Annotated in this window: 16 protein-coding genes; 3 read left to right on the top strand and 13 right to left on the bottom strand. The window is 47.3% G+C overall.

Annotated elements, in window-relative coordinates; translation table 11 throughout:
- Positions 1–288: 288 nt before the first annotated feature.
- The 9 genes from HMPREF2572_RS06935 to HMPREF2572_RS06895 all read right to left on the bottom strand — a co-directional run bounded on the left by HMPREF2572_RS06935 (position 289) and on the right by HMPREF2572_RS06895 (position 12632).
- Positions 289–1635, bottom strand: a complete 1347-nt coding sequence (locus HMPREF2572_RS06935) for a hypothetical protein (RefSeq protein WP_070497199.1) — start codon at positions 1633–1635, stop codon at positions 289–291.
- A gap of 47 nt (positions 1636–1682) precedes the next feature.
- Positions 1683–2096, bottom strand: coding sequence for a type VI secretion system baseplate subunit TssE (gene tssE / locus HMPREF2572_RS06930; protein WP_070497196.1), 414 nt, complete (start codon positions 2094–2096; stop codon positions 1683–1685).
- On the bottom strand, positions 2096–2635 hold the full coding sequence (gene tssJ / locus HMPREF2572_RS06925) for a type VI secretion system lipoprotein TssJ (protein ID WP_070497194.1): 540 nt from the start codon (positions 2633–2635) through the stop codon (positions 2096–2098). The genes tssE and tssJ overlap by 1 nt, the downstream gene beginning before the upstream one ends.
- Before the next feature lie 20 nt (positions 2636–2655).
- The gene (gene tssG, locus HMPREF2572_RS06920; protein WP_070497192.1) at positions 2656–3765 is read right to left on the bottom strand and encodes a type VI secretion system baseplate subunit TssG; all 1110 of its coding nucleotides are present in this window, start codon (positions 3763–3765) and stop codon (positions 2656–2658) included.
- Complete coding sequence (gene tssF / locus HMPREF2572_RS06915) at positions 3729–5495, bottom strand: type VI secretion system baseplate subunit TssF (protein ID WP_070497190.1); 1767 nt, start codon at positions 5493–5495, stop codon at positions 3729–3731. The genes tssG and tssF overlap by 37 nt, the downstream gene beginning before the upstream one ends.
- 9 nt (positions 5496–5504) lie before the next feature.
- Positions 5505–7130, bottom strand: a complete 1626-nt coding sequence (gene tssA, locus HMPREF2572_RS06910; RefSeq protein ID WP_070497188.1) for a type VI secretion system protein TssA — start codon at positions 7128–7130, stop codon at positions 5505–5507.
- A complete protein-coding gene (locus HMPREF2572_RS06905) occupies positions 7130–10405 on the bottom strand; it encodes an ImcF-related family protein (protein WP_070497186.1) in 3276 nt (1091 codons plus the stop codon). The genes tssA and HMPREF2572_RS06905 overlap by 1 nt, the downstream gene beginning before the upstream one ends.
- A gap of 213 nt (positions 10406–10618) precedes the next feature.
- On the bottom strand, positions 10619–10882 hold the full coding sequence (locus HMPREF2572_RS06900; protein WP_049231213.1) for a PAAR domain-containing protein: 264 nt from the start codon (positions 10880–10882) through the stop codon (positions 10619–10621).
- A gap of 466 nt (positions 10883–11348) precedes the next feature.
- Positions 11349–12632 (bottom strand): FAD-binding domain-containing protein, encoded by a 1284-nt coding sequence (locus HMPREF2572_RS06895; protein WP_070497184.1) that lies wholly within the window; start codon positions 12630–12632, stop codon positions 11349–11351.
- Positions 12633–13015: 383 nt separating this feature from the next.
- Here HMPREF2572_RS06895 and HMPREF2572_RS06890 point away from each other — a divergent pair, with 383 nt between their 5' ends.
- Positions 13016–13861 carry a DUF817 domain-containing protein gene (locus HMPREF2572_RS06890; RefSeq protein ID WP_070497181.1) on the top strand — a complete coding sequence of 282 codons (846 nt, stop codon included), beginning with the start codon at positions 13016–13018 and terminating at the stop codon, positions 13859–13861.
- 20 nt (positions 13862–13881) lie between these two features.
- On the opposite strand, the gene HMPREF2572_RS14185 is transcribed toward HMPREF2572_RS06890, so the two are convergent.
- On the bottom strand, positions 13882–14112 hold the full coding sequence (locus HMPREF2572_RS14185) for a hypothetical protein (protein WP_148132301.1): 231 nt from the start codon (positions 14110–14112) through the stop codon (positions 13882–13884).
- The gene (locus HMPREF2572_RS06885; protein ID WP_003744040.1) at positions 14093–14887 is read right to left on the bottom strand and encodes a 3'-5' exonuclease; all 795 of its coding nucleotides are present in this window, start codon (positions 14885–14887) and stop codon (positions 14093–14095) included. The genes HMPREF2572_RS14185 and HMPREF2572_RS06885 overlap by 20 nt, the downstream gene beginning before the upstream one ends.
- A gap of 188 nt (positions 14888–15075) precedes the next feature.
- Here HMPREF2572_RS06885 and glyQ point away from each other — a divergent pair, with 188 nt between their 5' ends.
- Both glyQ and HMPREF2572_RS06875 read left to right on the top strand, forming a co-directional pair.
- Positions 15076–15978, top strand: a complete 903-nt coding sequence (gene glyQ / locus HMPREF2572_RS06880; protein WP_070497179.1) for a glycine--tRNA ligase subunit alpha — start codon at positions 15076–15078, stop codon at positions 15976–15978.
- 11 nt (positions 15979–15989) lie between these two features.
- Positions 15990–16799, top strand: coding sequence for an RsiV family protein (locus HMPREF2572_RS06875; RefSeq protein WP_070497175.1), 810 nt, complete (start codon positions 15990–15992; stop codon positions 16797–16799).
- 162 nt (positions 16800–16961) lie between these two features.
- Here HMPREF2572_RS06875 and HMPREF2572_RS06870 read toward each other — a convergent pair whose 3' ends face one another.
- Complete coding sequence (locus HMPREF2572_RS06870) at positions 16962–18374, bottom strand: PepSY-associated TM helix domain-containing protein (RefSeq protein ID WP_070497173.1); 1413 nt, start codon at positions 18372–18374, stop codon at positions 16962–16964.
- A gap of 230 nt (positions 18375–18604) precedes the next feature.
- The coding region (locus HMPREF2572_RS14835) for a hypothetical protein (RefSeq protein WP_210385296.1) at positions 18605–18807 on the bottom strand (203 nt) is incomplete at its 5' end.

Here is an 18807-nt window from a genome sequence, read left to right as displayed (position 1 = left end):
ATAGTACGGAACCGATTCACTTGGTGCTTTAAGCACCTTAGAGAATCGTTCTCTTTGAGCTAAGGCGAGGCAACGCTGTACTGGTTTAAATTTAATCCACTATAAAACCGATATATTTCTTGCTTCCCAAGCCTGAGGAAATTTGTTTCTTTGAGCAAGAGTACGAAAAAATGTTGTGTCGTTAAAACCCATTCATAAGAAAAGGTCGTCTGAATTTTTTCAGACGACCTTTTCTATGGATAAGCAGCAAACCGACTCTGCTATTTTGTTGGGCTTACCTGTCTTTTATTAAAAGGCGTCATCATCATGCACGATGACCTTATTGACATAAACCGGCTGCACCGGCGTTTCTTCATACACGGTAGATGATTCTGCCTGTGGCACAGATATTTCGGTAGCCATTGGGGTTGCTGACAACGTATTGTGCACAAAATGAGTTTCTTCGCGTTGTATGCCTACTTGCGGCACCAAAGGCTCATGCTCTACCGATGGAGACTCCTGTTTACCGGTTTCAGGTTTCACTTCGGATACGGTAGTGACCTCTACCGGCTGACTTTCCGATGGCAAAGCCACAGGAGCCACAGGCTCAGATACGGACGAATGCTCCTCTACATCAACCGCTTTTGTCAAAGCTTCTTCGACTACCGGAGCTTGCGTAGTTGACGTAGTTTCTGTTGTTACCCGTGTTTCTACTGTTACGGATGCCTCCGTTTGGACTGGTGTTTCTACGGTTTCAGAAATTTCTGTCTTGGTTGGCAGCGTTTCTACCTTTTCAAGTGGTTCAAATCGGGTTGGTGCTTCTACCGTTTCATGCGTTTCCGCTTTGGCCGACACTTCTACCGTTTCAGATGTTTCTGCTTTGGCTGGCACTTCTACCGTTTCAGATGCCTCTGCTTTAGCCGACGCATCAATTTCCTTGTTTTCTACGGTTTTTTTCTCGATTGGCGCAGTTGTATTTGATACTTCCGGTGTCGCCGAACCAGCATTTGTGCGATCAGATTTCTCGGTATCTGTCTGTTTGGCATCCTCAGTTTTCACACTTTCTTTAACAAGGTCGTCTGAATTTGTCTTGTCTTCAGACTTTTTACTGTCTTCCAATTGATTAGTCTGTGTAACTTCAGGATAAGGAATCGGCTCTTCTGACTTGCCTGCCGTTTCTTCCGGTTTGTCTTGTTCTGCCTTAGTTTGTTGGGACTCCGTAGCTTTTAATTTCGAATTGTCTTGTTTAGATTCAGACTTCCCTCCTGTCGAACCTGATTTCTGCTGAGTAAGCGGATACTCTCGAGTAACGACTTCGGCAGGCGGGGTTTCGGTATGCGGCACATGGCAGCTCTCGCCCATTTTGATGAAATCAATCCCGGAAATCAAAAAATTGGTGTTTTCCAGATTGCCTCTTAATCCGACATAAATTGGTGTGTTTTCAGGCGTATTTTTTCTGACGCTGATGATTTCCGCTGCGGCTTCATAGCCGTTTCCGCTACCGGGAAGCAAAGTGTAATTGTTTTTCAAATCACAACTTCGAATCCGGACATAATTGTTTTGAGTGACCAACATGCCTTCCAGCTCTTTGGCAAAGGCGGTTTGAGCGGTTGCTGAAAGCAACACGCCGCAAGTAAGGAAAATGTGTTTAACCATATTTTATTTCTTAATTTTCAAAGTAATCTATTCACACCAAAGAAAGCTTATGTCCGGCTGCGTTTAACGGAAACCGTCCCCTCAGGCATAAAATAAGTGTCTATAACTACCGCACCCGCGTTTTCTATTTCGCATTCCAGCTGATAACACAAAACCATGATATTGTCTTTGGATTCAGTGAGGTGGATATCCAAGTTCCTTAATCTTGGCTCGTATTTCAACAAGGTTTTCCTCATAAAATACCGCAAGTCATGTGCGCTGGACGGCAGGTTTTTATAAACCATGCTGAGATCGGGAATCCCATAATCCGGCAGATGTTTCAAGGAACCGCTTCTGCTGTTAAGAATGCGTTGGATATTATCCAAAACACTGCGAACCAACTGGAAGCTGCCTGGCAGGTCATCTATCGGCAAACCGTCGGAATAAAATCCGGTCAGTTTCTCATAGAGTGCGGCATCCATTATTTGACTTTCTTGACCGTCTCTTGAAGCAGGACTTTGTTATCCACCAATTCGATAACGACCGGTTTGTTATTGGTCAGCTGCTTTTTGGTAATCAACATTTTCCAAGTCTGCTCTTCCCCTACTTTGTTGTAGAAGGCAACAACGCCGACATATTTGGTGTCTTTATTCAGCGTTTCATCAAAGCTGATGGTCTCCCCCGGCCGAATGGTATATTGCTTGTAACCTTCCGCCAGATCGTTGCTTAAGATGGTTTTGTCTTGATTGAGCAAATCGCGATATGAGGCAACTTCATAATTTTGCTTGTCTTTCAATTGATACACTCGGACGACTGTCGACAGCGACTGCCCGCGCTCGTTTTGATTCAAGCCGTTTCGTGCAATCAGGTCGATTTTCAAAATCTTGAGTTTGGTATAAAAAACACTTTTCGTTGCTTCAACCGTTCCATCTTTCATGCCTTGCCAAATCCCGCATCCTGAAAGCATGGCGCATAAAAGGGCTAATGAGCAGACTGACGTAATTCTGGTTTTTTTATTCATGATTTTCCGTTTTCTTGAAGTTAGTTTGAGTAAGTATAGTTCGCTATTTTTATTTGTTTGTCTTGGTGCATTGCACCTAAACCGGTATTAATCCCTAATATTTGTTTTTTTTCCAAACGGCTTTTGGGTATCCATTGTTTTTTAATATTTAGGTAAACACTCGCATCAAAACGACGACCCAAATAGAGTTTTAATAATTCGAGCAATTTTTGGTGTAATTGCTGCTTTGGCAACAGAAGCTGCGCGTTGTCAAATGTATCAGGCGTAATTTCAATGCGCACCAAATGACTGTAATCTTTTATCCGCCCGCCCAAAGATGCACTCCCTCCGTCTAATCGCAAACCGGCTTTCCCCAGTTTGCGGTCCTTTTCCAAAATGACCCATTGCGGCTGAAACTCTTTTACGTTCACATCGGCAAAGGGAAGCAGATATCTGACGATGCTGACAATCCCTTCTTTGGTTCGGGTTCGCTGGTAAAAAATACTGAACAATCCCAAAATCCTGCTATCCAGCAGAGGATGCATGAATTTGCCGTTGACCATGCCTTGCCCGATAAGGTGCAGAAGTGAACGCGATAGGTCATCTTGCCCCTCCCGTTGAAACAGAAACGGATAACGGTATTTTTTCCATGCTTGGAAAAACAGGGTCGTGATTCGGTGGTTAAAGATATCTAAAAATGCCGCTAGGCTTTCACTGCCGTCTTTATGCGTCGCAATATCGTTCAGGAAGTAATCCGGCAAAACTGCATCGACGCCGTATAAACCTAAAAATGTCGTCCTGACGGTCGGCAAATCGGCTTCTGCGTCATATTCAACCGATGCAATTTCCCCCGAAGGGAAAGATAAAGATTTTACCCTTCTAAATCTTACGGTTGACTCGACAGCCTTTTCTTCATTTCCTTCGGCAAGGGTTTCTAAAACCCGGCAAAATTGGAAGAAATTCATCGTTGCCGCATTGCGTACAATAAACTCCCCCAATTTCTCTTGGAAGATTTCAGACGACCCGCTTTCGCGCTGCGCTTTATTTCTAGGAATCTCCCATAAAGGAAGCGTCTGCCTGCCGTTATTTTCTTTAGCGCTTTTGTGCGCCGTTTCTAAAACCGTGTGATAGTTGTTTTGCTGTCTTTCCATGTATATGTTTTCCCGGATGGCAGAGAAACAATGCTGAACCGGGTAAACAGGTTCAAATCAGCATACATTGCAAAAAATTCGTTCAATAATTCTCCGAACAAATAAATTTCCGCCTCACCGCTAAATGCGGTTGAATCAAATGTTACGGTGATATGAATTCCGCGATGGACTGCGCCACGCTCGATTCTCTGTACTGTTTCATGTTTGACATCAACAATACCATTCAGTCTGCGCTTGTTCAGCTCGTCTTCAGTCCAATCGTAAATGGACAATGCACCTTTCAAACTGTCGACATTCAATAGTGATAAATAGTTGGGTGACAAATGGGACAATATGCGCCATTGGAATCTATCCTCTGTCGGCGGATAGCAAGACAAAGTCGGCGTAGTAAGGTTTCTGACCATTTTGACATTTGGTTCGGCGATATCGTCGTCTTGAATCTGGGTTTCCCTCAGACTTTTACGCGGCAAAGCGCCATTTGTCCCCACCACTTTCAATGAAAGCGTCTCGGTAGGCAGTATGTCTTTTCTATCCCACAACAATCCTCCAAGCATGATAAATGTTTCATGTCTTCCTGATACGCCTTGCTTGACTTTGGTATGGAAATACCTTTCCGGCGCATCATATTTCATCAATCCGCCACGATGCTGGAATGAGGAAAAAGGAATATAGGGATAACGCTTACCTGTTTCATGATTAACCGCCTCTACCTCTTCGACGGAATAAACCTCAACAGCCATACCTTCATGTAGTAACGGCTTAACAGGGTATTCGAACGCCTTATGATCCACTCGAATAGGCTCTGCTTCCATATCAAACAGATTGATGGCAGGCACGCAGTTCAATTTCAAGCAGTCAGGAGGGAATCGAAGCTCGGAAGGGTATTGCTTAGAAAGAACCACATTCACGCTAAATTCATTAATCCGTTCCGACCATGATCCGGCATCAATGCCCACTAAATCAATAAAGAAAAACTTCTGTTTGAAACAAAAATATTCCAACAATAGTTGGTAGCCGCTAAAACTGTTATTAACTTTCTCCCACAATCTTTCATCTTCAGCAAATCCGACTGCCTTAAACTGTATATTGTCGGCAGATGGCAATTCGGCATGATGAAGGCTGATTCGCGCTGTCTGATTCAACAAAGCATGACGCAATGCGAAGGCAATCGGTTCATCGGCGGAAATATAAATTCTGATTTTGGAAAAATCTAAATTTTCTTTTTGTATTTGTCGGTGGATACCAAAAGTTAATTTGATGACGCTTTGACCATTCGCATCATAATCCAACAATGTATGCAATATGCTCAAAGGCTGGAGCGCAACATCAGCAGTGGTCCGATACAAACATCTGGTCAATCTATCGTTAATATTGATAGGTTCGGACTGAACGGACAATCCTTTTTTGACGACTTGCCCTCCTTGCAACTTTTTATTATCCGGAATCAATTCCAAAACAGTCAGAGAAGGAATCATCCTCAGATAATGCGGCCACAACATATGGACCAATCCCTCCGTCAATTCCGGAAAGTCATCATCTAATTTTTGTCTGATTCTCCCTGTCAGGAAAGCAAAGCCTTCAAACAACCTTTCTACATAAGGATCGCGCGTACCTACCCTGTCTAAATTCAGCATTGCGGCACGATCAGGGTGGGCTTTTGAAAACTCTAATCCCGCCTCTTTGAGATACCGCATCTCTTCTTCATAATAGCGTAATGTGGGATCTGACATAATATATGTTTAATAAATTAATTCCAATGCACGGACAACATCCGCCTGCATCAATTCTGTCCGTAAAAATTCGAGCTGTTTGACAGCCTCAATATCTTTATTATCAAGATTTTCACTTAATAGTTGATACCAAAGGGCATACACTTCAAACGTAAAATGTTTGTCCCACTCTTTAACTGTCAACACTTGCATCTGCTTCGAAGCCTGTTCCAACAGTTTCACAGCCCAGTCCGCCTTTTGGGCGCTTACAGCCAACCGAGCCATCATCAACCATTTCTTAACCTGCCCCGAACCTGTCTGCCATTCTGGTAATGTTTCCAACCAAGCAAATGCGGCGTCTAAACCGTATTCTTGCGTTTTCAACAGCGCCTGTTGCCAGTAACTTTCTTGGTTTTCCTCCTGAGATGACGGTTCTAACACTGCCTTTTGAATGGCTTGGCTATTCGTCTGCTTGCGCGTAGACGACATGACTTTTTGTTCCAGCCACTTAAGCGTATCGGCCGATACAAACGGGAATCCGTTATCAAAACTTAAACCGGTCAGGCCTTCGCATCGGGTCAATAAGGATTTCAACTCAAATAGCGAAGAATCAACTTGGGAAAGATATAAACCACCTAATGCCTGCTGACCTTGCCATGCGTAATATTGCAAATCCAGCCAATAGTGATTAGCACCTTCCAAAAAAGCCGCTTCCACTTTATCGAGCAAATCGCGCCATTGCTGCTCCTGAACCAAACGATTCAAGTTTGCCAATAAATCTGCCCTCGGAGCCTTCAACCGCGTCTGACCGTTTTGATGCGGAGGAATACCGTTCAATCCGCCCCAACGGACGGCTCGAATCATCTTGTTTGCAGACCAATAACCATCATCCTGTTCTCTCAAGTAGGCAGCATTAATCCTGACTTGATCCAGTAAGGCTTTAGAAGAGTTAACCTTAGTAACAGTTAGATTTTCAGACGACCCTCGACTCTCTTGATGAATTTGCGGCGTTGCCACTTGCTCAACAGGCGCAACAGCTTCCTGATTTTGATTTGCACTTGTCGGTGAGGATGAAAAACGAACAGATGACTCTTCAAAATATTGCAACAATGGGAATAAGCTGGGGCGCACTGCCTCTTCCCATCCTTCAAAATAATGTTGCAACGACATCAAAGCCGATAATGTCCGCTTAAGCTCCGTAGAATCAGATAATCCTACTTCTTTAAGCGTATCCAACACCCTTTCACCGGACAACCAATTTAATGCATTACGTTTTTGTACCGGTTTTTTCGGCCACAGCGACTGATCGAATTTTTGCAGCAACCCGCACAAAATCTCCAAGCCGTCAGAAAACCCTGCCAAACCTCTGTCTCTCAGCGAGGCAAAAATGTAATAGGTTGCCACCCTCAGGTCTTTAGATTCACACTTCAGCAGGCGTTCTGAAGCATCCAAAATCAATCGGTAATCCATACCCGAAAGTTTGGCCAACTCAATTTTGATGGCTTCAAAATCATCTGCATAGGCGACATCCTCGCCACAAGGATGGTCGTCTGAAACAGGCTCCAACCATTCTTGCCAGCGATGGATATTGTTATCGGTGATAGATGTACCTTCATCACCGAGTATCGGCTTTACCCATTGGGGTAATGTCATCATTATTTAACCTCAAAAATCTTATTCGGCAGATGGATATTTTTCAGATCCAACAGTCCCAACGGTCCTTTACCGGAATTGGTTCGCATATAGAAGCGCATCAATTTGTCTTTTTCCAGCGGGAACTCAACCAGATAAGTACTTCCATCAATCGGTGTAACCCTAGATTTTTCAAGCATACGGATGAAACCGAAACGTCCGCTGATTTCCTGAGTTTTACGCATACCTTCTGCCTCGGTTTCCCAAGAAATACGCAAACCGGCATTGCTGACATCACCCGGCCATTTGAATGGCTTCCACTCTGTCTGTTGGTTGAAATAATTCAATGATTGACCATCAACAACCAAGTCGAATTGAACAATCCCCTGAGTAGACGTCGGCTTAAGCTCAAAGCTGTAACCACCTTCTCCGTTGACGAAGAAATCCTCAGAAATCGCACTCAATTTATTCAACTGTTGCAACAGTCCGGAATTGACTTTCAATTCGCTTCCCGGCGCTACGATCCATTGATTGCCTTGTTTGGTCAAAACGCCTGCCAATTGAGTCGTTACAAACTGATTCAATGCACCTTTGTTGATATCCAAGTATTTTGCCAATACGGGAATCGAAACTTCGGTTTCTGATTTGGCAAACGGATATCTGCCGCCCAACTCGGACTGCATTGGATTAACAAAATTGCTTGCCCACAGATTATTGATGTCTTTTTGGGCCACGCCTGCAATCGAATCCCATACGGAATTAAATGGCAAGACAAAAACGTTGCGCGCAAACGGCAGCAATCTGTCGCCCACACCAGCCTCAATCAAACGTGCATACTGCATACCTTCAAGAAATTCATTGTCTCCGCCATTCAAAACACCTTGTACGGCCGATCTGGCTACGCCACCGGTATCGGAAGAAGACGCCATTTGAATCAAGCGTTGTTTAATGGTCGTCACTCGCTCAAGGTAACGTTGCAGGCTCAAATCGCTCTTCGGATTGATTTGTGCGTCAATCAATTGCAGCAGGTTTTCAAATTCTGCTTCCAACGGTCCTGCCAGATAATCATTGACTTTACCTTCCAGGGCGTTGATGTTTTCAGCCTGTGAATTTAATACCGTATCGGCAACCCTACGCGAGCGGGAAGACAGCTGTCTTGCCGCCGCACGTTTTGCAGCATCGGCAACCGCCGGATTTACGTCGATTTTTTTGCTGTCCAACTGGCTGCTTTCTTTTACAGCATGGAACAATGCCACCAATGGGGAACGCTGAGGATCCGCATAAACGTGGAACTGATTGACCGCATCCAAATTGGTCGTTCTTGGCTGCCATGTAATACTGTTCATCATGTCATACCAAGCCGCAGCATATTCTTTGAAATAACGCTCTTTCAGACTGTTGATCGCAGCTTCCGTCACCGGTGCCTGATGCAGGTTTCCACCCAACACCCAGTCAGTATTCTTGCTGTCTTTAACAGCTTGATCCAAAGCAGGCTTGACGTGTTTCTCCCAGCCTTCGACCGTATACACGCGAGGCAAAGGTTTGCCGACATTCCAAATGCCTTTCAAATCCTTATTCAACAGCTCTGCCAATGTAATGGTTTTCAGCTTGGCATCCGTACCTTGTACGATGCGTTTGTATAACTGTTCACTGCCTTGGTCGCGGTTGATCCAATCCACCAGAATCTGACGGCTTCGTGATACCAATTCAGGTTGCTCGGTTTCAAGCCAACCGGAATGGGTAGCCATGCGTGGTACAAAGAATTGAGCCAAAATTTGTGCATCTTTGGTAGAAACATTCTGTGCTGAAAGCATTTCCACCAACTTTTTCGTCAGGAATTCAGCATCTTTTTTGTCTTTGGTTTTCTCTACATGAGACGTCAGCATCAAATATGCTTTCAGGTCTTGATAAGAACTGTCTTGCAGCGCGAAGTCGTCCGGAATCTGCCCTTCTAGCATAGTCAAACCATCCAACTTATTCGCGAAGAATACGGTAGCTGGGCGGCTGACGACATCTTTAACCAAAATACCGTATTTACGATACGCAGCAGCCAACAACTCTTTTCTATGTTCATAGCCCAAGAACTTGGCTGTATATTGCAAGAAATCCCTGCCGGATTCCATTTCGGTAATACTCTGTTGCAGTTTGACTAATGCTGCAACTTTTTCCGAGCGTGATTTTGCCTTCTGAATGCTTTCCAAATCAGCATTCAGACGACCTATATCTTGATAACTACTGTGCGCCCCCACAGCGAACACACTACCGATCAGCAAAGCTACGGCACTCATTGCCAAATAGGTTTTTTCCGTTTTGGACAAATGCAGTTTCTTACCAGACCCCAAAACAGACAGGTCGTTAAACGCACGGTAAATCAAATCTCCTGATTGTTCAGGATTATTGGTTTGAATAAACGAAACGCCGGCAACTGTATCCAGTTTTCCCAAACTCCGTTTTTCAGCAGCAATATGATCCGCCAAAGTTTGACTGTGGGCAGGCAACGTAGCAGACAGTTTCGCAATAGGTGTTTGGCGCAAATCTTCTTCAATCAGCTGCGTACCCAATGCTGCCAACTGGTTGGCAAACTGATCCAATTCTTTCGCCAACTCCGTTGCCGATACAGTCGAACCATATTTCAAAGCATGGCTGATGGCTGATGGCATTTCATCGGATTCATTGGTCAGATACACCTGATTAATCGCCAGCTTCCATCCGAGCTTTTTCATTAACTCAGTCAATTGCGCGGCATTTTCGTGAATTGAGGATTTTGCTTGAAGAGAGACAATGCCTTCGGCTGGACGTTTACCCACGCCCCTCAGATATTGCCAGCCACCTGCAGGCTCCATAGCCTGGGCATCAATCCAAATAGCCGATGCGGTTTCCACCCACAATTGACGGCGGATATCCGGCAAAGAAGCTTCCAACAAGGCAGTATCTTGAGTGACCACAAAAATCCAAGGCTTACGGTGTTTTTTATATTGCTTGGTCAGCAAGTAGATATGTCTCAACTGCTCCCAGCGTTCCGACACACCGATCAAATGGGTAGATTCCGCACTGTCACCGCTTAAATCTTCAGGATTCAGATGCTTCAAATTGGAATGTCTGTCGGACACACCTGACCAAAGCATTCGCGTCAACAGAGGGATAAAGAATATCAACGAGGTCACTACCGTAATACATGCCCAAACAACCGCTTTGGCTGCAGATGTATCGATTCCGAATTTATGACCTAAAAAGTAGAGTAAGACTGCACTGACGATGCTTAGAATAATAACCACTATGCCAGTAAAAATTGGCTTCATAATAACTTCCGAAAAATAAACTTAAAATCTAAAAACTTAATCTGTATTCTGAATATCAGAACTTTTGAATTATTGAGATGAAGGGCTGTTTACCAAACCTGCCCCGAATCAGGTATGCGCCCCTAAAAACCTGCGACACTAAAAAGATTATTCAATTTTGTATCTTATTTCCGACAATCCGGCACTTTAGCTCCTTGCAGATTCCAGCTCCCCTTAGTCACTTCCGACAGTCGGCATACTGCTGATCAAAGCGCAGCCGCATGCAGTTTTACAACCGTCCACAGCGACATCACGTCCCTTAAACGACATATATTGACTGCCTTCGATAATCGGATTGGTTCCATGCCCAGGTATGGGGCAAGAAACCAAATCGCCTACCAGAGCGGCAGGCTTTCCTTCAATGACCATATCCGAAGACGCTTGAACCACAACGCCTCCATGAGTAGTCGAATCTCCCAGCCTGATAATACCTTTCATAGTTTTTACCTTTTTAAAAAATTTACTTATCATATCAAAAAATAAATAAATTAGTAACTACCGTTAAATATCAAATTCATACCGCTTATCAAGAAGCTTATAAAACAGGCAATATTACGATGGTTTGGCTACTAATTAATTTTCCAGAAAAATTAACAAACCCATTATCATTCAGATATTTATATCAAATTTACTTTATATCGGAAAAAGACATGGCAATGCCCAACCGATTTCAAAATTAATCCACCATAGAAAAAATAGACAAAATAATTTTCAGACGACCTATTTAAGCAATCCGTCTGTTCATTTCCCTCAAACAATTAACCGTCCTCTGTGGGACGGTTAATTGTTTGAGAACAGGAGTTGAGGAGAAAAGCATTTTAAGGACGGACTTCTTCAAGCTTTTTACGCTTAAAAGATGTCATGTGATGAGAAACCCGCAGCCATATCAGATGCTTGGTTTACGTTATGGCGCGACGACGGGCGGCGGATAGCCGTGTGCGTCAATTTCAGACGAGGCGAGCCACGGGGTATGGACGAGATTGACAGGTAAGTGCGCCAATTCGGGGATGTGGCGGCGGACGAATGTGCCGTCGGGGTCGAGCTGGCGGGCGGTTTGGATTATATCGATGGAACGTCGGCGGGCATTTCGGGCGGCAGTTTGCCAATTGCCTTCGTTCAACGCGGGGTCGAAATCGGTTTGCTGCGCGGCGAACCAAACGATGCCGTGTTCGGACGGCTGATGCAGGATGCCGCACAAAAATTCCGCCGTCAGGGAGCGCAGGGCGGGATGCAGCCAGCCGCTCGATTTCAGGCTGCGCATGGCGGCATCGATAAGTGGGAAACCTGTTTCCCCCTGCCGCCAGCGTTCCGTCAGGTCGTCTGAAAACGGCGTAGATTCGGCAGCAGATTCAGGCTCGATTCGGGCGCGGTGGTAAGCAAGCTGTTGATAGAAATCGCGCCGAATCAAGTTGTCCAACCAAGCATCTGCACCCTGCCCTGCGGCTTCGGCCGCCAACACGCGCGGCGAAATGCAGCCTGCGCTCAAATACGCACTCAATCGACTGGTGCCTTTCCTGACGGGAAAATCCTTCATAATCGGATAAAACCCAATATTTTCTTCAAAATGCTGCCATTGTTTGCCTGCTTCATCTTCGCCGCCACGTTGTGCGGAAACCATGTCCTGCTGCCCACTCCACGCAGGAAATGACGGCATTTCAACAGAGGTCGTCTGAAAAATTTCAACGCATCCGCCTCCCGCATCCTGCCCGCCGAACCGCTGCCGAAACAAAGCCAGCCACGCTTCTTTATAATGCGGAAAGTCGGTATAAGGCGCGCCGTGGCTGCCCATGATGTCTGCCTTGGCGAATACAGTACGGTCGTTAACGCGCTCGAACGCAACGCCTTGTTCATCCAAAATCCGCCAAATGCGGTTATCTTGCCCGATTTCAGACGACGTATAGGCTTCGTCTGCAATTACGGTCTGAACATTCAACCGCGTCGCCAAAGCAGGCAATTCTTCCACACGGTTCACCGCATACAAAGCCACACCGCGCGCCGCCAGCGAGCCATGCAAAGCCGCCGCCGCCTGATAATGAAACCAATCCTGACGCGGATTGGGGATTTCAGACGACCTCCGCGCCACCCACACGCCTGCCACAGGCAATCCCCGCTTCACGGCGGCGGACAACGCGGCGTTGTCGCGTATGCGCAGGTTGCGGCGGAACCAGACCAATGTATGTGCTTGCATGGCGATGTCGTCTGAAAGGGATAAGGCATTTGATTTTAGCAGAAATTTTACAGCCCGAAGAAGGAGGAGGAATACGGGAAGGTCGTCTGAAAATCTAGGGCGTGCTATTCGCAAAAGCTGTTTGCTGTTTCAACCTGTGCGATACTCCCTATTCCGAACCTGCCTTAAACCCTGCTCTCCTACTCTGCTCGAATAATCTGCACGCCACAGGTCCGTTGTCCTGACCCATCCTATCGCTCAAAAAATGCTAAACATCGCACACGCTTTCAGACGACCCCTCATCGCCCTATCTCCCAACATTGCCGTTCGTCATACCATATCCCATCCTTTCCCTATTTCCGTTATATTCCGTCACTTTGCAAATCTGAAGGTCGTCTGAAAATATGTTGGGCAAACTGGATACTTGGCTGATGGAACACCCGAAACGGGATGATTTGCACGGCTGGCGACGTTTTGCGGTCGAATTCTGGTTTTTCGGACTGAAAGAAGCGCGCGCCTGTTTGTTTGCAGGTCTGTTTTTCATCGCCATGTTCCTGATTCCGAAAACAGGCTGGCTGGGGATTTCGCGCTATGACCTACTGCTGATTTTTGCAGTCTCCGTGCAGGCTGCGATGCTGTATTTCAAGCTGGAAACGTGGGACGAAGTGAAATCGATTACGCTTTTTCACTTGGTGGGCTTTGCTTTGGAGTGGTTCAAAACATCGGGCGACATCCAGTCTTGGAGCTATCCGGACGAGGCATACACCAAAATCGGCGGCGTGCCGCTGTTTGCAGGCTTTATGTATGCGGCGGTCGGCAGCTACATCATTCAGGCTTGGCGGCTCTTTAATATCAGAATCAAAAGCCATCCGCCGTATTGGTTGAGCACATTGTGCGCGCTGGCAATTTACGTCAATTTTTTCACTCATCACTATCTCGGCGACTACCGCTGGTATCTTGCCGCATTTGCACTCGGGCTGTATGCGCGGACAACGGTTTTATACACGCCCTATGACACTACCCGAAAAATGCCGCTTCTGCTATCTTTCGTCCTCATCGGTTTTTTCATTTGGCTGGCGGAAAACTTAGGGACTTTGTTCGGCGTTTGGCGTTATCCCAACCAAATCGGCGCATGGGCATCGGTGCATATCAGCAAATGGAGTTCGTGGGCTTTGCTGGTAATGATGACGTTTACCATCGTGGCGAATTTAAAACACGTCAAACACACCATCAGCATTTCTAAAGACTAGGAAATGCCGCCATAAAAACTTTAGAGCCAAGCCGCACGACGCTGCCGTTGGCGACAGCTTGAGGTCGTCTGAAAACGCATTGCAACCATTATCGATATTCCGATGACGCGGTTTGCTTTCAGAAGTAACGCCAAAACCGAAAGGTCGTCTGAAAACAGAAATCCATACCGGATTCTGCTTTTCAGACGACCTTTATAGTTGGCAGGAACGATGACTTTCCAAGTCTGAAGCTCAACGCCACGCGGCGACAAACTCGTTCCAATGCTGCTTGTCCTGAGCCTGTCCGGTCAGGTAATGCTTCAGCCGTTTGACTTCCACTTCATACTCGTCCGCGTCCAAAGCGCCACTCATCAGGCGGAAGCGCAGGAACATCAAATAAGTATTTGCCGCATCGGTTTCGCAATAATCCCGGATGTCTTTCAGACGACCTGCGTGGAACGCTTCCCAAACTTTGCTGCCGTCCATGCCCAGCTTGCCGGGGAAGCCGCAAAGTTTCGCCATATCATCCAGCGGCACATTGGCACGCGGTTGGTACAGGGCGAGCAGATCCATCAGGTCGCAATGGCGGTTGTGGTAGCGGCTGATGTAGTTGTTCCACTTGAAATCGCGGCTGTCGCCGAAATCACCCTCGCCCATATCCCAATAACGCGCCGCCGCAATGCCGTGTATCAGCGCGCGGTAATGCAGGACGGGCAGGTCGAAGCCGCCGCCGTTCCAGCTCACCAATTGCGGCGTATGGCTTTCAATAAGGTCGAAAAACTTGGCGATCATTTCCTCTTCGCTGTCGTGCATTTCGCCTATGGTGCCGACGTGGATTTTGTCCTGCCCCCAGCGCATACAGCATGAAATGGCGACCACTTGGTGCAGGTGGTGCTGCATAAAGTCAGAGCCGTTTTGGGCGCGGCGTTTTTGTTGAGCAAACAAGACGACCTCGTCGTCCGGCAAAGAAGCAGGCAGATCGTACAACAGGCGGATGCCGTTCACATCAGGCACGGTTTCAATATCGAAAGCCAAAATCGGGGTCATGGGCGACTCCTCAAATTCAATCAAAACAGATTAAAACAGACAACAGGATAACGGCATTGTGGCATGTTTCCGCATTTATTGACAGTCAAATCACACCGCCGACCTGCCATTCCATCTGCCTGTACACCTACCCAAAACACTGTCAAAACAGTAAAATCCCCCTTTTATCCCAATCCGAAACATAAGCCATGCTCACCTTCCAACAAATCATCTTCAAACTGCAAACATTCTGGGCAGACAAAGGCTGCACTGTCATCCAACCTTTCGACATGGAAGTCGGCGCCGGTACTTCCCACCCCGCCACCTGCCTGCGCGCGCTCGGCCCCGAGCCTTGGTTTGCCGCCTACGTCCAGCCCAGTCGCCGCCCCAAAGACGGCCGCTACGGCGACAACCCCAACCGCCTGCAACACTATTACCAGTTCCAAGTCGCGCTCAAACCCGCGCCCGCCAATATCCAAGACCTTTATCTCGATTCCCTGCGCGAATTGGGCATCGACCCCAAAGTCCACGACATCCGCTTCGTCGAAGACGACTGGGAAAACCCCACCCTCGGTGCATGGGGCTTGGGCTGGGAAGTCTGGCTCAACGGCATGGAAGTGACCCAGTTCACCTACTTCCAACAAGTCGGCGGCATCGACTGCACCCCCGTACTCGGCGAAATCACCTACGGCATCGAACGCTTAGCGATGTATCTGCAAGGCGTGGAAAACGTCTATGACCTCGTTTGGGCAAAAACGCTGGACGACAACACCGTCACCTACGGCGACGTGTACCACCAAAACGAAGTCGAGCAATCCACCTACAACTTCGAATACAGCGATGCCGACTGGCTGCTGCGCCAGTTCAACGACTACGAAGCGCAAGCCAAACGCCTGCTCGCCGAAGAAAACGCCAGCCTCGCCCTGCCCGCCTACGAGCTGGTCCTCAAAGCCGGACACACCTTCAACCTATTAGACGCACGCGGCGCCATTTCCGTGACCGAACGCGCCACCTACATCGGCCGCATCCGCGCCCTCAGCCGTACTGTGGCACAGAAATACGTCGAAAGCCGCGAAGCATTGGGCTTCCCGCTGATTAAATCCAAATCCTAATTGGTATTAATATGCTCCGCAAAACAATTGCCGCCGCAGCACTGTCCCTCGTTTTTTCTGCAACTGCTCAGGCTGCGCCTTTATCATTTCAATCCAAAACCTTGGAAGTCAAATCCTGTAACGGAAAAAACAGTGAAGGCAAACCCCTTTGCCATCAACTTACCGTCGGCTATCCGATTACCGGTGATAAGCATATGGATAACTGGGTCAGAAAACAAATGGGGGGCAAACTGCCTACGCAGAAATCGGTTCAGACGACCTTAATACGCGACAAAGACGTAAAGGAGACCAATCGGGAAAATAGGAAACTCAGCAAAGATGGTGGCTATCCTTGTGCGTTGGACTATGTAGATACGTTGGAACTGGAAGGCTATACGCCCAACTATGCCGTTTTCGGACAAGAAGACTGGGAATTCACCTGTGGCGCACACGGAAACGGTGTGCATACGCTGACGGTGTTGAAACGCGGCATTGCTAATCCGAAACCGCTTAAATTGGATGACATCCTATTACCCAATCAAGAAGGCAAACTGACACACCTGCTTAAAGAAGCCTATGTCAAGTATTTGGTGGAAGGCGGAGAGGATGACGAAAAAAGCGCGCGGGAATATATTGTCGAGTATAACGGCAATGATTTTTCCGCTACGGACAACTGGCGTTTCGATAAAAACGGTTTGACGTTCTTATATCAAAGTTACGCAATTGGTGCGTATTCTTTAGGCAGACCTGAATTGACCATTCCTACTAAGGATTTACAGGGAATTGTGAAACCTGAAATCCTGAAGGAAGCGGAGCATTTCATACAACCCAAAAATAATTAAGGAACCGGTGTAGATTATCTCCCCTCAGCTTCTGACCGATTCAAGTATTTGCAGTTAATCCTCAAAAAAGGTCGTCTGAAAACCAAATTAGGTTTTCAGACGACCTTTTAGCTTTGGCAAATCAAGCCTGACGGTTTATCGTCTGCCACACGCCGTAAGCGTTTATTTGAACCACCGCGACAGCGCCGGAATCCGCGACAGCAAAGCCGTATCTAAAATCCAAATCACGGCGATGGCGGCGATGGCGGTCGGGAACAATACCGCCACAATCAGAAGCGGCACAGCCATTGCCCACCATACCGGCAGCTCGATTTTCTGCGCCGGAGGAACCAGTCCGCCTGCTTTGGACGGGCGGCGTTTCCACCACATCACGCAGCCGCTGACGCAGATGAAAATAACCGCCAAGCAGAACAAGACGTTCGCCAACACGCTCCACCAGCCCATCGTACCGATATGCAGCGCGATGCTGACTGCCATGAATTTGCCGAAGAAGTTGTAATCATCGTAATGGATGTCGGCAAGGACTTTGCCGCTGTATTGATCGATGTGTACCGTGCGGTCGGCGGTCGGACTGGTCATATCGTAGCTCATCGAGTCCTGCGACAGCGTCCACACGCCCGTTTCGCCTTTAGGCAGATTGAGCTTATAGCGACCTTCGAAACCGATTTCGCGGGCAAAGCGGTCAACCGTTTCCAAAGTCATCGGTTCGCTCGGATTGATGCCGTTTTCGCCCTTCGTCGTACCGGAAACAGGCATGGGCGTGAGCTCCAAAACCCAAGGTACTTCTTTGATTTTACCGTCGTTCAAGACATCGCCGTGGGTCGGCACGGTAGATACAGGGTTCGGTTCGACGCCCCATTTGCCGGCAGGGAATTGGCTCCAAGACTGAACCAGCTTACCGCCCCAAATACCTGCCCAAGCAACGCCCGACAGGCAGAACAGCAATAGAAGCAAAGAAACCCAAGTACCGAATGCGCCGTGCATGCTGCGCCACCATGTGCGCCCTTTGCCTGCTTTCGGCACAAGCATGGATTTCAGGCTGCGCTGTTTCGCCCACCACAGGTAAATACCGGTAATAATCATCAGGATAGTCAGCGAAGCTGCTGTTTCCAGTATATAGTCGCCCACCGGACCGATCATCATATCGCCATGGATTTCGTCCATGATGTGATACCAGCCGTCATTGCGCGGCGTTGAATTGACGACCTTCGCCGTATAGGGATCGACGGCGACCATCATCGAGTTGTCGCCATTGTCCACACGGAACACGGCAACCATATCATTGGCGCGTGGCGCGACATATTGCACCACCGACGCGGTTTCGGCATTAACAGACTGCCGCGCTGCTTCCGCCTGCGCCGACAAAGGCTGCACTTGCGCCTGCGGGGTAACGTTTATACGCTCGCCCTCTTTGCCGGTAATGTTGGCAAATAGAAGCATTCCCAACCCTGTGATGGCAAGCAGGGTCAGAAAGGGGGCGACCAGAAGTCCGAAATAAAAATGCCACCGCCACACGGTCAGATAGCGGCGGTTGGCTTGTTGTTCGGAACGGGGAGTAGGTTTGGTTGTGTCCATAAATTCTCTCTGTTGTTTTGAGTGGATTGAGATAAAACGCCAAGCTCCTGCCTTGCCTGTTTATTTAAATCCACCGAGAAAAATAGCAATCGAAATACGCATCGCTGCCATTTTTTACATAACGGTCTTCAATCGGGCATTGGCAGATTCAGACTAAAAAGTGAATCTACAACAATGGATTATAAACCAAAAGCACTAATACTTTATGAGTATAATCAAATTTTCGGATATTAACAATTTTTGCAAATAACGCCGTAACAAAAGACGATACCTTGGGAAAAGACAATAAAGAAGAAAAATAGTTCGGCGTAAAGACAGACATGTAACCAACTGTCAGACAGCGAAGTCATCCCCCAAACCTCAAGCATGTTCGAAAACGCGCTAAATTTCCACCCAGATGCAATAAATACCGCCAAGCCCGTTTTATGACAAA

The organism is Neisseria sp. HMSC064E01, assembly GCF_001808875.1.
Classification (GTDB): domain Bacteria; phylum Pseudomonadota; class Gammaproteobacteria; order Burkholderiales; family Neisseriaceae; genus Neisseria; species Neisseria sicca_A.
The sequence above is the reverse complement of the archived record's forward strand: the minus strand, read 5'-3'. Positions and strand labels throughout refer to the sequence as shown.

Coding starts and splice junctions, on each gene's coding strand:
- tssJ (WP_070497194.1), bottom strand. CDS start 2,635: ATGAATAAAAAAACCAGAATTACGTCAGTCTGCTCATTAGCCCTTTTA.
- HMPREF2572_RS06890 (WP_070497181.1), top strand. CDS start 13,016: ATGTTGGGCAAACTGGATACTTGGCTGATGGAACACCCGAAACGGGAT.
- HMPREF2572_RS06895 (WP_070497184.1), bottom strand. CDS start 12,632: ATGCAAGCACATACATTGGTCTGGTTCCGCCGCAACCTGCGCATACGC.
- HMPREF2572_RS06870 (WP_070497173.1), bottom strand. CDS start 18,374: ATGGACACAACCAAACCTACTCCCCGTTCCGAACAACAAGCCAACCGC.
- HMPREF2572_RS06935 (WP_070497199.1), bottom strand. CDS start 1,635: ATGGTTAAACACATTTTCCTTACTTGCGGCGTGTTGCTTTCAGCAACC.
- tssF (WP_070497190.1), bottom strand. CDS start 5,495: ATGTCAGATCCCACATTACGCTATTATGAAGAAGAGATGCGGTATCTC.
- HMPREF2572_RS06885 (WP_003744040.1), bottom strand. CDS start 14,887: ATGACCCCGATTTTGGCTTTCGATATTGAAACCGTGCCTGATGTGAAC.
- tssA (WP_070497188.1), bottom strand. CDS start 7,130: ATGATGACATTACCCCAATGGGTAAAGCCGATACTCGGTGATGAAGGT.
- glyQ (WP_070497179.1), top strand. CDS start 15,076: ATGCTCACCTTCCAACAAATCATCTTCAAACTGCAAACATTCTGGGCA.
- tssG (WP_070497192.1), bottom strand. CDS start 3,765: ATGGAAAGACAGCAAAACAACTATCACACGGTTTTAGAAACGGCGCAC.
- HMPREF2572_RS06900 (WP_049231213.1), bottom strand. CDS start 10,882: ATGAAAGGTATTATCAGGCTGGGAGATTCGACTACTCATGGAGGCGTT.
- HMPREF2572_RS06875 (WP_070497175.1), top strand. CDS start 15,990: ATGCTCCGCAAAACAATTGCCGCCGCAGCACTGTCCCTCGTTTTTTCT.
- HMPREF2572_RS06905 (WP_070497186.1), bottom strand. CDS start 10,405: ATGAAGCCAATTTTTACTGGCATAGTGGTTATTATTCTAAGCATCGTC.
- tssE (WP_070497196.1), bottom strand. CDS start 2,096: ATGGATGCCGCACTCTATGAGAAACTGACCGGATTTTATTCCGACGGT.